The organism is Arthrobacter sp. SAFR-044 (assembly GCF_051965175.1).
Lineage (GTDB): Bacteria > Actinomycetota > Actinomycetes > Actinomycetales > Micrococcaceae > Arthrobacter.
On record NZ_JBQCMK010000003.1, the window covers coordinates 463,929 to 477,067 of the forward strand.

At 67.1% G+C, this 13,139-nt stretch carries 10 protein-coding genes and 1 pseudogene; 9 read left to right on the forward strand and 2 right to left on the reverse strand.

Features of this window, described 5'->3' with window-relative positions; genetic code table 11:
- The first annotated feature begins 304 nt into the window (after positions 1–304).
- Positions 305–505 (forward strand): hypothetical protein, encoded by a 201-nt coding sequence (locus ACTHQS_RS07275; RefSeq protein WP_440167390.1) that lies wholly within the window; start codon positions 305–307, stop codon positions 503–505.
- 23 nt (positions 506–528) lie between these two features.
- Here ACTHQS_RS07275 and ligD read toward each other — a convergent pair whose 3' ends face one another.
- The gene (gene ligD / locus ACTHQS_RS07280) at positions 529–1,773 is read right to left on the reverse strand and encodes a non-homologous end-joining DNA ligase (RefSeq protein WP_440167392.1); all 1,245 of its coding nucleotides are present in this window, start codon (positions 1,771–1,773) and stop codon (positions 529–531) included.
- A 31-nt stretch (positions 1,774–1,804) separates the two neighbouring features.
- Positions 1,805–3,172: an 8-oxoguanine deaminase gene (locus ACTHQS_RS07285; protein WP_440167394.1), complete on the reverse strand. Its 1,368-nt coding sequence runs from the start codon at positions 3,170–3,172 to the stop codon at positions 1,805–1,807.
- A gap of 389 nt (positions 3,173–3,561) precedes the next feature.
- Between ACTHQS_RS07285 and ACTHQS_RS07290 the strand changes: the two genes are divergently transcribed.
- The 8 genes and pseudogenes from ACTHQS_RS07290 to ACTHQS_RS07325 all read left to right on the forward strand — a co-directional run.
- Positions 3,562–4,056 (forward strand): nucleoside deaminase, encoded by a 495-nt coding sequence (locus ACTHQS_RS07290; protein ID WP_440167396.1) that lies wholly within the window; start codon positions 3,562–3,564, stop codon positions 4,054–4,056.
- Between the two features lie 14 nt (positions 4,057–4,070).
- Positions 4,071–5,612, forward strand: coding sequence for an NCS2 family permease (locus ACTHQS_RS07295; protein WP_440167398.1), 1,542 nt, complete (start codon positions 4,071–4,073; stop codon positions 5,610–5,612).
- Between the two features lie 86 nt (positions 5,613–5,698).
- A complete protein-coding gene (locus ACTHQS_RS07300; protein ID WP_440167400.1) occupies positions 5,699–6,907 on the forward strand; it encodes an XdhC family protein in 1,209 nt (402 codons plus the stop codon).
- Complete coding sequence (locus ACTHQS_RS07305) at positions 6,898–7,824, forward strand: FAD binding domain-containing protein (RefSeq protein ID WP_440167401.1); 927 nt, start codon at positions 6,898–6,900, stop codon at positions 7,822–7,824. Before ACTHQS_RS07300 ends, ACTHQS_RS07305 begins: the two co-directional genes overlap by 10 nt.
- A gap of 2 nt (positions 7,825–7,826) precedes the next feature.
- On the forward strand, positions 7,827–10,661 hold the full coding sequence (locus ACTHQS_RS07310; RefSeq protein ID WP_440167402.1) for a molybdopterin-dependent oxidoreductase: 2,835 nt from the start codon (positions 7,827–7,829) through the stop codon (positions 10,659–10,661).
- A gap of 87 nt (positions 10,662–10,748) precedes the next feature.
- A complete protein-coding gene (locus ACTHQS_RS07315) occupies positions 10,749–11,729 on the forward strand; it encodes an aldo/keto reductase (RefSeq protein WP_440167404.1) in 981 nt (326 codons plus the stop codon).
- Between the two features lie 23 nt (positions 11,730–11,752).
- On the forward strand, positions 11,753–12,406 hold the full coding sequence (locus ACTHQS_RS07320; protein WP_440167405.1) for a uracil-DNA glycosylase: 654 nt from the start codon (positions 11,753–11,755) through the stop codon (positions 12,404–12,406).
- Between the two features lie 50 nt (positions 12,407–12,456).
- Positions 12,457–13,139, forward strand: a pseudogene (locus tag ACTHQS_RS07325) (HNH endonuclease signature motif containing protein); the annotation flags it as partial.

Genomic DNA, 13,139 nt, shown 5'->3' on the forward strand with positions numbered 1-13,139 from the left:
CGTTTCATGCGCGTTTCCGATGGAGCCGACCCAACAAAAAAGAGCCGGCATCCGTTGATGCCAGCTCATTACGACCCTGCCTGCTGCTCCCAGGTTACGTGACCTGCGCCACGAGTTGCATACCAGCGTACCCCTCATGGGCGGTGGTGTACATCACAGCTTCAAAATTCGCTTTGTGACCGGCGGTGCCATTCGGGCCCTGGGAAGGGCATTGACGGAGGCGATGCCGTCTCCTAAGCTTTTCATATAGCAATAATTACTTTCCGCAATACGGAACAATTACATCCAGGATGAACGAGAAACCGTGAAAGAGGAGGATCAGATGTACCAGCAGGACAAGACGCCCGTCGCACCGCAGCCGGCTGCCGCGCCTTCAGCCCAGGAGTTCTACCTCCCCCTCGGTGGCGGCACCGATCCGGACTTCTTCGTTCCGGAGGACCGGGGTGCCGCGCCGGGCCGCCTGTCGCGCTGGATCCATGCCCTCCCGGGCTTCAACCGCCGCTGAGCCCGGCGGTCGTGAGGCGGTCGTCAGGCGGTGGGCCGTCCCGGCCACTGCTTGCCGGCCCAGGGGTCGTAGTCCGCGATGAGCTCTTCCTGCGTCGGCCGCTCGGCTTCGGGAACGTGCTGCAGGTTCACCCGCACCCGGTACCAGAGCGAGCTGGACCCGCGCATCCCGTCCACCAGGACGTCGGCGGGCTGCAGGGATTTGACGACGACGGCGTGCCCGGACTTCCACTCGTCAAGCGCCGCCAGCGCTTCCGGCTTGGTCCTGGTGCGGGCCACCTCGATGAGCGGCATCAGCGACTGCCGGCGGCCTGAACCGTTGCCGCTCCGCGGAGCTTTCTCCGCCGGACCCAGTTCCTTGGCCAAGCCAAGCAGCCCTTCCAATGATCCCACCGCCCCGTCAATGCCCGCGTGCGGGTCGCCGATCTCCGCGTACCGCTCAAGCATTGTGGGAACAGTGAACTGGCCAGGCCGGGCAGTGCGCATCTCCTCCCAGGTGAGCGGCGCGGAAACACGGGCATCCGGCAGCGCCCTGACGGAGTAGGCGGACGCGACCGTGCGGTCCTTGGCATTCTGGTTGAAGTCTACGAACACGCTCTCGCCGCGTTCCTCCTTCCACCAGCGTGCCGTGGCAAGGCCGGGAGCCCGGTTCTCCACTTCCCGCGCAAGGGTTTCGGCAGCGAGCCGGACGTCCTTATAGGACCACTCGGGGGCGATGCGGACCAGGATATGAAGCCCTCTCGATCCACTGGTCTTCGGCCAGCCCACCAGCCCCACGTCGTCCAACACCTCCTGTGCAACGTACGCCGTGTCCACAATCTGCGACCAGTCCACCCCGGGCATCGGGTCCAGGTCCACCCGGAGCTCGTCCGGATGCTCGAGGTCCTCGGCGCGGACCGGATGCGGGTTCAGGTCCAGGCAGCCAAGGTTAATGACCCATGCCAGGCCTGCCGCATCCCGGATCACGGCCTCCTCTGCAGAGGTCCCGGACGCGTAATGCAGTGTGGTGGTATCGATGAAAGGCGGATGGTTTTCCGGCACGCGTTTTTGGAAGAACGGCTCGGCGTCGATGCCCTTCGGGAACCGCTTGAGCACCATGGGCCGGCCTCCCGCGCCCCGCAGCGCACCCTCCGCCACCGCCAGGTAATAGCGCACCAGGTCGAGCTTGGTCAGGCCCGGCTCCGGGAACACCACCTTGTCCGGGCTGGAGATCCGGACTTCGATTCCATCGATGTCGAGAACCTCGGGTGGCGTCTTTGACGGAGTCATGCCGCCACGGTAGCAGCGGGCGGGATGTGTGTCAGCCGTTCACCAGCCGCCGTGCCGCGGCGGAGTGTTCCGCGATCAGCCCGGCCACGTCCAGCCCCGGAATCTGTCCGTCCACTACGCGCCACTGCCCGCCCACCATCACGCGGTCAGCCCGGTCCGCGGCGCACAGGAGCAGCGCGGCGATGGGGTCATGGCTGCCGGAGAAGCGGAGGTCATCGAGCGTGAACAGGGCCAGGTCGGCCTGCATGCCGGGTGCCAGTTGGCCGAGCCCGGCCCGGCCCAGGGCGGCGGCGGATCCCCGGGTGGCCCAGCCAAGCGCCCGCTCCACCGGCACGTCGGCGCCGTACCGCAGCCGCTGGAGGTACAGTGCCTGCCGTGCTTCCATGATCATGTTGGAGGCGTCATTCGATGCCGAGCCGTCCACGCCCAGGCCCACGGGAACCCCCGCATCCTCCAGTTCCAGGACCCGTGCCGTGCCCGACGCCAGGCGCATGTTGGAGGTGGGGCAATGCGCGACGGCGGTCCCCGCGGCTCCGAGGCGGGCGATCTCGGCAGCACTGAAGTGGATGCCGTGGCCCAGCCAGGTGCGGTCCGTCAGCCAGCCGACGCTGTCCAGGTAGTCCACCGTCCGGAGTCCGAACATCTCCCGGCAGAAGTCCTCCTCGTCCAGGGTCTCCGCCAGGTGCGTGTGCAGCCGGACGTCCAGCCGCTCTGCCAGCGCGGCACTCTCGGCCATGATCTCTTTGGCCACGGAGAACGGCGAGCAGGGGGCCAGCGCTATCTGGATGACCGCGTCGTCCCCGCGCTCGTGGTACCGGCCCACCAGGCGCTCGCTGTCTTCCAACACCACCTCCGGACGCTGGACCGTGGACTGTGGCGGGAGGCCGCCGTCGTCCGTTCCCAGTGTCATGGACCCGCGGGTGAGCGTGGCCCGCATTCCCAGCCGGCGCACCGCCGCCACCTCGATGTCGATAGCATCCTCAAGCCCGGCGGGGAAGAGGTAGTGGTGGTCGGCGGCGGTGGTGCAGCCGGAGAGCAGCAGTTCCGCGAGGGCAACCGTGGCGGCCAGTTCCAGGTCCTTCCGCGTGAGCCGCGCCCACACCGGATACAGGTTCTGCAGCCAGGGGAAGAGCGGGGCGTTTGCCACGGGACCCCACGCCCGGGTGAGGGTTTGGTAGAAGTGGTGGTGCGTGTTGATCAGGCCGGGCAGCAGTACGTGGCTGCCGGCGTCCAAGGTTTCCTGGATGGGCCGCGAGGGCTGTTGTCCGGCCGCCAGCACTTCTTCGATCACCCCGCCGTTGACCACCAATCCACCCGAGGCGTCGAGGCTGTTGGCGGTAAAGGCTGCCAGGGGGTTCTTGATCCACAGCCGGGGGGTGGGGGCAGGGGAAATTTCCATGGGCTTTCCTTGTCTGAGCGCTGTTGCGGTAAAGCCAGCTCAGTGATGCCCTGTCTGCTGATCCAGGTAGCCGCTCCAGCGGGCGGGCGGGTGCGATCCAGAGTAGGGAAGCGGCTCCACCTGCGTCAACACTGCTGTTTGTGACTGTGGGAGGTGAAGGCAAGGAAACATGGATTTCACATTGCGAAATTAAGTTTCCAGAAAACTATGGCGTGGCGCACAAACCGGTGCTAATCTCGATTCTGCCAAAGGCGGGCACCCGGTTCCGGGAGGCTATCTACCAGGCGCAACTTAACCTTCACAGCACATGCTGAAGCCTGGTAACCGTTCGCACCTGGTTCTACTGGTCCTGCGCGGCAACAGGCTTCCCGGCAAAAGGAAGTCGCATCATGAGTACCACCGTCACGGCCGAACAATTTTTGGCCCGCTCCATCCGGCTGGCAACGGCCAACGTCCTCAACAGCGGTGGCCCGTTCGGGGCCATGATCGTCACCGCGGACGGACAAACGTTCGACGGCGTCAACCGCGTCACCGCGGACAACGATCCCACCGCCCACGCCGAGGTCACCGCAATCCGCACGGCCTGCCGCGAGCTGGGCACCTTCGACCTCACCGGCGCTGTCCTGTACACCAGCTGCGAGCCGTGCCCCATGTGCCTGGCCTCCGCCCTCTGGGCCAGGGTGGCACGCGTGGTCTACGCAGCGGACCGCCACGATGCCGCCTCCGTCGGCTTCGACGACGCGGTGTTCTACGAATACTTCGAAAACCAGGACAGGGACTCCCTGATGCCGGTCTCCAAGCTGGAACTGGGCGATCCCCAGGCGCCGGCGCCGCTGGAGCCGTTCAACACCTGGAACACACTCGAATCCAGGATCGACTACTAGGCCCGGCGGCTTCGATGACCATCCTGGACCATTCCCACGAGGAGCATTCGGCTCCAAGCACCACCACCTCCCCTCGGGCGCCGCGCACTTCCGCTCAGGCATCCGGAACACCCCGGCCGGAGGCACCGCAATCCTTCCTGGACCGCTTCTTCCAGATCACCCGACGCGGCTCCACCCTCGCCCGCGAATTCCGCGGTGGCCTGGTCACCTTCTTCACCATGGCGTACATCGTCATCCTGAACCCCCTCATCCTGGGCGGCTTCAGCGCTGACAACGCCCCCACCGACGTTGCCGGCGGCTGGCTGTCCGCGGCCCAAGTGGGCGCCGTCACCGGCCTCACCGCCGGCGTCATGACCATCCTCTTCGGCCTCATCGCCAACCTGCCGTTCGGTCTCGCCGCCGGCTTGGGCATCAACTCCTTCCTGGCCGTCTCCGTGATCCAGGAAGTCACCTGGCCCGAGGCCATGGGCCTGGTGGTGATCAACGGCATCCTGATCGTGCTGTTCGGCGTCACCGGCGCACGGACCGCCATCTTCCGGGCCGTGCCAAAGGAACTGAAGGCCGCCATCACCGTCGGCATCGGCCTGTTCATCGCCTTCATCGGCTTCGTGGACTCCGGGTTCGTCCGCCCCACCGCGGGCGGTCCACCAGTGCAGCTGGGCGACGGCGGCTCCATCACCTCCGTGCCCACGCTCGTCTTCGTCGTCGGACTCCTGGCCATGGGCATCCTGGTGGCACGTAAAATCCAGGGCGGACTCCTGATCGGGATTGTCGGCACCACGGTGCTGGCCGCCGTCGTCGAAGCCGTCATGAAGATCGGCCCCGCCAGCGCGACCAATCCCGGCGGCTGGCACCTGAACACCCCTGTGCTCTCCGGCCAACTGGTCTCAGCGCCGGACCTGGGCCTGGTAGGCCAGTTCGACCTCTTCGGCTCCTTCGCCAGGATCGGCGGCCTCGCGGCCACCATGCTGGTCTTCACCCTCGTGTTCACCAACTTCTTCGATGCCATGGGCACTATGACCGGCCTGGCCAAAAGCGCCGGCGTCGCCCACAAGGACGGCACGTTCCCGCGGCTGAAGGCGGCCTTCATCGTGGAGGGCTTCGGTGCCGTGGCGGGCGGGGCCACTTCAGGCTCCTCCAACACCGTGTACATCGACTCCGCGGCTGGCATCGGGGAAGGCGCCCGGACGGGCTTGGCATCCGTGGTCACCGGCGTGCTGTTCCTGGGCTCGATGTTCCTCACCCCGCTCACCAGTGTGGTGCCGCTCGAGGTGGCCGCAGCCGCCCTGGTGGTGGTGGGCGCCATGATGATGGCCCAGATCCGCGAAATCAAGTTCACCAAGTTCACCGTGGCCCTGCCGGCATTCCTCACCATCGTCACCATGCCCTTGACCTACTCGATCGCCAACGGCATCGGCGTGGGGTTCGTGAGCTGGGCCGTCATCGGGGCGGCATCCGGCAAGGCGAAGAAGATCCATCCGCTGATGTGGGTGGTGAGTGCAGGCTTCCTGGTGTACTTCGCCCGCGGACCGATCAACGCCCTGCTGGGCGGCTGAGCTTTCTTCCAGGGGCCGGGCCAACCCTTGGCCCGGCCCCCGGAAAGACCGACAATTGACACCATCGCTGCGGAAGGAGCGCCGCCATGCTTGACCTGATCCCTTCGCTCGGCTCCTGGATGCCCCGGCTCGCAGGCCGACAGTTCGCCGTGGCCACCATCGTGGCGGCTTCGGGATCGGTACCGCGGCCCGTGGGAACGTCCATGCTGGTTACCGCATCCGGCGACGTCCTGGGCAGCCTGTCCGGTGGCTGCGTGGAAGGCGCCGTGGTGGCTTTGGCCCAGGAAGCAATGGACGACGGCGTCCCGCGCCACGGGACCTTTGGCTTCAGTCCCGCGGACGCCTTCGCCGCCGGGCTCACCTGCGGGGGAGAGCTGGGCATCCATGTCCAGCCCGTGCCGGCCCACGTGCACCCAGTGCGGACCGCGCTCCAGGAACTCGCCCGACTGGGCCCGAACGAACCTGTGGCGCTGGTACGGGAGCTTGGCACCAGCGGAGGTGCCGCCGTCGTCCTTTTCGATCCGGCTGCCTTCCGCCTGGCTGTCCACCGTGAGCTGGCGTTACTGCTGCACGGGGAATCCGCACTGCAGCTGGAATCCCTGGTGCGCAGCGGCGGTACCGGGCTGGTCCGGCTCCCGCAGCCGGGCGAATGCGCTCCGGACCGGACAGGCGATGTGCAACCTGCCGGGGAGCCCGCCATCCTGGTGGAGTCCCGGCTGGCCCCGCCGCGGATGCTGGTGTTCGGCGCCAACGATTTCGGTGCCGCGCTGGTCCCCGCCGCCAAGCTGCTGGGCTATCACGTGACCCTCGTTGATGCCCGCCCGGCCTTCGCCACCCAGCCGCGGTTCGCCGCTGCAGACCAGGTGGTCACCGGCTGGCCGCACCGCTACCTGGCGGCGGAAGCGGCCGCGGGCCGGACGGACAGCCGCACGGTTGCCGCCGTCCTCACCCACGATCCCAAGTTCGACATCCCCCTGCTGGAAACGGCTTTGGCCCTGGACCTTGCCTACGTGGGAGCCATGGGGTCCCGCCGGAGCCACCTCCAAAGGGTCGACGAGCTCCTCAATGCGGGCGTCGCGCCGGAGCGCATCGCCCGGCTGCATTCACCCATCGGCCTTGACCTCGGCGCGGTCACTCCCGCCGAAGTGGCGGTATCCGTCACTGCCGAACTGATCGCGGCCCGCAACCGTACAGCCAGCTGCCACCCGCTGCGCGAAACCTCCGGCCCCATCCACCACCAGCCGGCTGCCCCGGCGCCCACAGACCTTAATACGCAGGAGATCGCATGGACATGAACACCATCGAGGCGGTGGTCCGCACCACCGACCCCGCACAATGGCGCGACGGCGACGCCTGGCTGGCCGGCGGCACGGTCCTCTTCTCCTACGGCAGCTACGCGTTTGGCCCGAAGCCGCTCACCCGCCTGTTGGACCTCGGCGCGGCTGGCTGGACGCCCATGACCATCAGCGACGATGGCATTGAGCTGGCAGCCACCTGCACCATCGCGCAGCTGTACAGCCTGCCCGATTCGCCCGAGCTGTCCGGCCGGACGTGGTCCGGGCTGGACCTGGTCCGCGCATGCTGCGATTCCTTCGTGGCCTCGTTCAAGGTGTGGAACATGTCTACCGTGGGTGGGAACCTCTGCACCTCGCTGCCTGCCGGGCCTATCATCTCGCTCTGCGCCGGCCTGGACGGCACGGCCACCATCCTCGGGCCAGGCGGCGCCAGCCGCCACGTCCCGGTGACGGAGTTCATCACCGGGGATGCAACAAACTGCCTGGCACCCGGCGAGCTGCTCCGCAGCGTGCACGTCCCGGCGTCGGCCCTTTCTGGCCGCGTGGCATTCCGACGCCTGTCGCTGAGCAACCTGGGCCGGTCCGGGGTGCTGCTCATTGGAAGGCTCGACGGCGGCACCTCCCTGGTGCTGACCGTCACCGCCGCCACCAAGCGGCCCGTGCAGCTGCGCTTCGACGGGCTGCCGGAAGCAGACGGGCTGGCCGCGGCCCTCGATGAGGCGATCCCGGGGGAGCTTTACCATGACGACATCCATGGACTGCCCGCCTGGCGCCGCGACATGACCTACCGGCTGGCTGAGGAAATCCGGGCCGAACTCGCAGCGCCGGAAGGGGCGGCGGGACTGGCTGTCTCGGGCGACTTCTGGCCGCGGACGGGCCCCGCCGCCGGACCCACCACACTTCCGAAAGGGGCCTGAGCATGGCCATCGAAATCAACGGGACGGCAGCCGACGCCGCACCCCGCCCCGGGCAGTGCCTGCGCACGTTCCTGCGTGAGCAGGGGAACCTGGGCGTGAAGAAGGGCTGCGATGGCGGTGACTGCGGGGCGTGTACGGTCCACGTGGACGGCCTGCCGGTCCACAGTTGCATCTACCCTGCGGTCCGGGCTGAGGGCCATGCCGTCACCACCATCGAGGGCCTGGCCGCCGCCGCTGGTGGTCCCGGGGGGCAACTGCATCCGGTGCAGCAGCAGTTCCTCGAGCGCCAGGGCTTCCAATGCGGCTTCTGCACGGCCGGAATGGTGATGACCGCCGCCACGTTCGACGACGGACAGAAGGAAAACCTGCCGCGGAACCTGAAAGGCAACCTCTGCCGGTGCACGGGGTACCGTGCCATTGCCGATGCTGTCTGTGGGGACGCCGGCCATCCGGATCCCGCAAGCCAGGGATCCGGCATCGCCGGGGACGGACAGCCGGACCCTGAACCGGGCCGGCTGGGTGATGACGTCCCCGCCCCGGCCAGCCGCGCCGTCGTCACCGGGACTGCCCGCTACACCCTGGACATCCCTGCGGAACAGCTGCAGGGACTGCTGCACCTGAAGATCCTGCGTTCGCCGCACGCCCACGCACGGGTGGTGTCCATCGACAAGGCGGCGGCACTGAGGGTCGCGGGCGTGGTGGCGGTGTTCACCCATGAGGACGCGCCGGAGCAGCTTTTCTCCACGGCCCAGCATGAGCTCTTCACCGACGACCCGGACGACACCCGGGTGCTGGACGACGTGGTGCGGTTCATCGGGCAGCGGGTGGCCGCCGTCGTCGCCGAATCAGTGGGCGCCGCGGAAGCTGGAGTCCGTGCCCTTCAGGTGGAGTATGAGGAGCTTCCGGCGGTCTTCCCGCCGCAGGACGCACTGCTCCCCGGCGCGCCGCTGGTCCACGGGGACAAGGATGGTGCCAAATCGCGCATCTCCCGGCCCGACCGCAACGTGGTGGCGGAACTGCACTCGCAGCTGGGGAACGTGGCCGATGGCTTCGCTGCCGCCGATTTCATTCACGAGCAGACCTACCAGACCCAGCGGGTGCAGCACGTGGCACTGGAAACGCACGCGGCCATCGCGCACGTGGATGCCGAAGGCCGGCTGCAGGTCCGCACCTCCAGCCAGGTCCCGTTCCTGGTCCGCCGGACCCTGTGCCGGGTGTTCGGGCTGCCTGAGGAGCAGGTGCACGTGGTGGCCGGGCGCGTAGGCGGTGGATTCGGCGGCAAGCAGGAAGTCCTCACCGAGGACCTCGTGGCGCTCGCGGCCCTGAAACTGAAGCGGCCCGTCCAGCTGGAACTGACCCGCACCGAGCAGTTCACCGCCACCACCACCAGGCATCCGTTCACCATCAAACTGAAGGCAGGGGCCAGCAGGCAAGGGCAGCTGACCGCGCTGGAGCTGGACGTGGTGACCAACACCGGCGCCTACGGCAACCACGGCCCTGGCGTGATGTTCCACGGCTGCGGCGAATCGCTGGCGGTCTACAACTGCGCCAACAAGAAGGTGGACGCGCACTCCGTATATACCAACACCGTGCCGTCCGGTGCGTTCCGCGGGTATGGGCTGAGCCAGATGATTTTCGCCATCGAATCCGCGATGGATGAGCTGGCCGCCGGGATCGGGATGGATCCACTGGAATTCCGGCGCCGGAACATGGTCCGGGAGGGGGACCAGATGCTGTCCACCCAGCCGGATCCGGAGGAGGACGTCGACTACGGCAGCTACGGCCTGGACCAGTGCCTGGACCTGGTCCGGGATGCGCTGGACCGAGGCAAGGAACGGTACCGGGACGCAGGCCTGGACGATCTTGGCCCGGAATGGATGGTGGGCGACGGTGCTGCCCTGTCCATGATCGACACCGTTCCGCCGCGCGGCCACTTTGCCCATTCCCGTCTCAGGCTCCTGCCAAACGGAAGGTACCAGGCCGACGTCGGGACCGCCGAGTTCGGCAACGGCACCACCACGGTCCATGCCCAGCTCGCTGCCACGGCCTTGTCCACTGATGCGTCAAGGGTGGTGGTGCGGCAGTCGGACACGGACCTGGTGGAACACGACACTGGCGCGTTCGGTTCGGCCGGCACGGTGGTGGCCGGCAAGGCAACCCTGGCTGCTGCGGAGGAGCTGGCCGTCCGCGTCCGGGCCTTCGCCGCAGGAATCAGGCAGACGCAGGCCTCGGCTTGTGTACTGGACGGCGACGCCGTGGTGATCGACGGAACTCCCGTGGCACTGGCTGAACTGGCGCAGGCTGCCGCGGAGGCCGGCGTCGAACTTGCCGCGGAGGGGCGCTGGGGCGGTACGCCGCGCTCCGTGGCGTTCAACGTGCACGGCTTCCGGGTGGCGGTGAACCGCGGCACGGGTGAACTGAAGATCCTGCAAAGCGTGCAGGCGGCCGACGCCGGCGTAGTGGTCAACCCGCGCCAGTGCCGGGGACAGATCGAGGGCGGGATTGCCCAAGCAATTGGCGCCACGCTGTATGAGGAAGTGGTGGTGGACGACGCCGGTAAGGTCACCACGGACATCCTGCGGCAGTACCACATTCCTACTTTCGCGGACGTCCCGCGCAGCGAGGTGTACTTCGCCGATACCAATGACAAGCTGGGGCCGCTGGGCGCAAAATCCATGAGCGAAAGCCCCTTCAACCCGGTGGCGCCGGCGCTCGCCAACGCCATCCGGAACGCAACCGGGGTTCGCTTTTCCTCCCTGCCCATTGCCCGGGACAGGATCTACCTGGGGCTGAAGGAAGCGGGGCTGGTGCCCAACGAGGAACACGCTCTTTCCTGAACCGGTGCGGACGTCACATGCGTGCTTGCAGGGTGCAGCGCGCGGGCCGATCTGACCGCGGGTTGCATCGTTGCATATAGTCGGGGGATGGAACAGCGGATTTTAGGCAAGACCGGACGTAGCGTCTCCGTCGTGGGGCTAGGTACCTGGCAGCTCGGCGCGGACTGGGGCAACGTGGACCCGGCACAGGCGCAGGCCATCCTCGCCGCCTCGGTGGAGGCGGGTGTCACCCTCTTTGATACGGCCGACGTGTACGGCGATGGCAGGAGTGAGCAGGCCATCGGGAAGTTCCTGGCGGACAACCCCGGCCTCGGCGTCACGGTCGCCACCAAGATGGGCCGACGCATGGACCAGCGCCCGGAAAACTATACTCTGGCCAACTTCCGCCAATGGGTGGACCGCTCCAGGAAGAACCTGGGCACGGACACCCTGGACCTGGTCCAGCTGCACTGCCCGCCCACTCCCGTCTACAGCAACAACGAAGTGTACGACGCCCTGGACACCCTGGTGTCCGAAGGCGCCATCAAGAACTACGGCGTCAGCGTGGAACGGACGGACGAAGCCCTGGAAGCAATCCGCCACGAGGGAACCGCCTCGGTCCAGATCATCCTGAACGCGTTCCGGCTCAAGCCCCTGGATGAGGTCCTCCCGGCCGCCAAGGCCGCAGGCGTGGGCATCATCGCCCGCGTGCCGCTGGCTTCCGGCCTGCTGTCCGGCAAGTACTCGAAAGAGACCACCTTCGCCGAAAACGACCACCGGAACTACAACCGTAAGGGCGCGGCCTTCGACGTCGGGGAGACCTTCTCGGGCGTGGATTACGAGCTGGGCCTAAAAGCGGTGAAGGAGTTCGAGCAGCTGGTGCCGGAGGGCGCCACCACCGCCCAGGCAGCCATCGCCTGGATCGCTGCCCAGGACGGCGTCACCACCGTCATCCCCGGGGCCCGCAACGTGGAGCAGGCACAGTCCAATGCTGCCGCGGCGACCGTCAGCATAAGCAAGGAGTTCGACGACGGCGTCCGCTGGATCTACGACCACTACTTCCGCGAGGCCATCCACCCGCGCTGGTAACTGCAGCGTCCAAGGTGGCTGGGGTGGAGCCTGCTTCCGGCATCACGGCATTCGTTGAGCGGCTTGCAGCCGTTGACACGGGTGTTTCCGCCAACAATTTCTTCAGTCACGCAGTTCCGGAGAATGCGCTCCGTCGGCGCAATCTGGAAATTTACCTGCAGGAGATGCTGGAACGCCGGCCAAAGATTCTGCTGGTTGGCGAGGCTCCGGGCTTCAGGGGTATGCGGATCACCGGGGTGCCCTTCACTAACAGGGTCATTCTCGGAGGGCCCGCCAACAGCTTCGGGCTCTTCGGCCCCGGCAAGGGCTACGTGCTGCCGCCCGAAGCTGCAGGGGTAGCCGCCGAGCCCACCGCCACCGTGCTCTGGCAAGTCCTGGAAGAAGTGGGGTTCCTTCCGCTGCTGTGGAGTGCCTTTCCCTGGCACACCCACAAGCCGGGGCAGCCGTTGTCCAACCGCACGCCCAGGCGTTCGGAGACGATACTGGGGACTCCCTTCTGGCAGGACTTGGCGGAGCTGTTCGGTACTACCTCCATAGTGGCGGTGGGCAACGTGGCCCAGCACAGCCTGCAGCGCAGCGGCCTCGCTGTGCCCAAGATCAGGCATCCTGCCCATGGGGGAAGGTCAGGCTTCAAACAGGGGCTGGAGCAGTTGTTGGAAAGTGGGATGCAGGTTTGAGCTGAACGCTTCACAGCCAGAATGTCATACCCCCTTGTCATGATTGCTTTATGGGGAAAGCGGCGGTGGAGAAGGCCTTAGAGGACATCAGGTCTGCCCTTGCTGTGTTGAATGCGGAGGTGGATGGGTGTGGTTCTGAGTCGTTTTCGGCGGCTGATCCGTTGGCTGGTTTCGCTGATGGGTGCCTTGACGTTCTGGCCGGTGCCCGGGAGGCCGAGGCCGGTTTCGCAGGTTTGAAGGCGAAGGCTGCGGTCAAATACGCGGAGAGCGCCGATGCGGTTGCCGGGCCGGATGTACCGGTGCAGGCGCAGGAGATGGCGGTCGCGGCGGAGATCGGGTGCGTTTTGGCGCTTGGGCCTCGGGCGGCGTCATCGTTCCTAGCTACTTCGCACGCCGTTGTTTTCTCGTTGCCGCGAACCCTTGCTGGGCTGCAGGCCGGGACCCTGTCGTGGCAGCACGCGGTGGTGATGGCTGATGAGACGGCCAGCCTTGATGCTGCCGGGGCGGTGGCGTTGGAGGCGCATTTCCTTGACCCTGAAGCCCCGGACCCGGCGCGGGGGTGCCCTGTGGGGCAGATGCCGGCGCACCGGTTCAGGGCCAAGGCCCGGACGTGGCGGGAACGCCACCACGCCGAGAGTATCGAGAAACGCCATGCGAAGGGGGTGGCTGATCGGCGGGTGGAGTTCCGGCCGGACCAGGATGGGATGGCGTGGCTGTCCGCTTGCCTGCCGGC

What these genes read in the sequence shown, in the direction of transcription:
- ligD (WP_440167392.1), bottom strand. Translation starts at nt 1,773, where the DNA reads ATGACTCCGTCAAAGACGCCACCCGAGGTTCTCGACATCGATGGAATC.
- ACTHQS_RS07285 (WP_440167394.1), bottom strand. Translation starts at nt 3,172, where the DNA reads ATGGAAATTTCCCCTGCCCCCACCCCCCGGCTGTGGATCAAGAACCCC.
- ACTHQS_RS07290 (WP_440167396.1), top strand. Translation starts at nt 3,562, where the DNA reads ATGAGTACCACCGTCACGGCCGAACAATTTTTGGCCCGCTCCATCCGG.
- ACTHQS_RS07295 (WP_440167398.1), top strand. Translation starts at nt 4,071, where the DNA reads ATGACCATCCTGGACCATTCCCACGAGGAGCATTCGGCTCCAAGCACC.
- ACTHQS_RS07300 (WP_440167400.1), top strand. Translation starts at nt 5,699, where the DNA reads ATGCTTGACCTGATCCCTTCGCTCGGCTCCTGGATGCCCCGGCTCGCA.
- ACTHQS_RS07305 (WP_440167401.1), top strand. Translation starts at nt 6,898, where the DNA reads ATGGACATGAACACCATCGAGGCGGTGGTCCGCACCACCGACCCCGCA.
- ACTHQS_RS07310 (WP_440167402.1), top strand. Translation starts at nt 7,827, where the DNA reads ATGGCCATCGAAATCAACGGGACGGCAGCCGACGCCGCACCCCGCCCC.
- ACTHQS_RS07315 (WP_440167404.1), top strand. Translation starts at nt 10,749, where the DNA reads ATGGAACAGCGGATTTTAGGCAAGACCGGACGTAGCGTCTCCGTCGTG.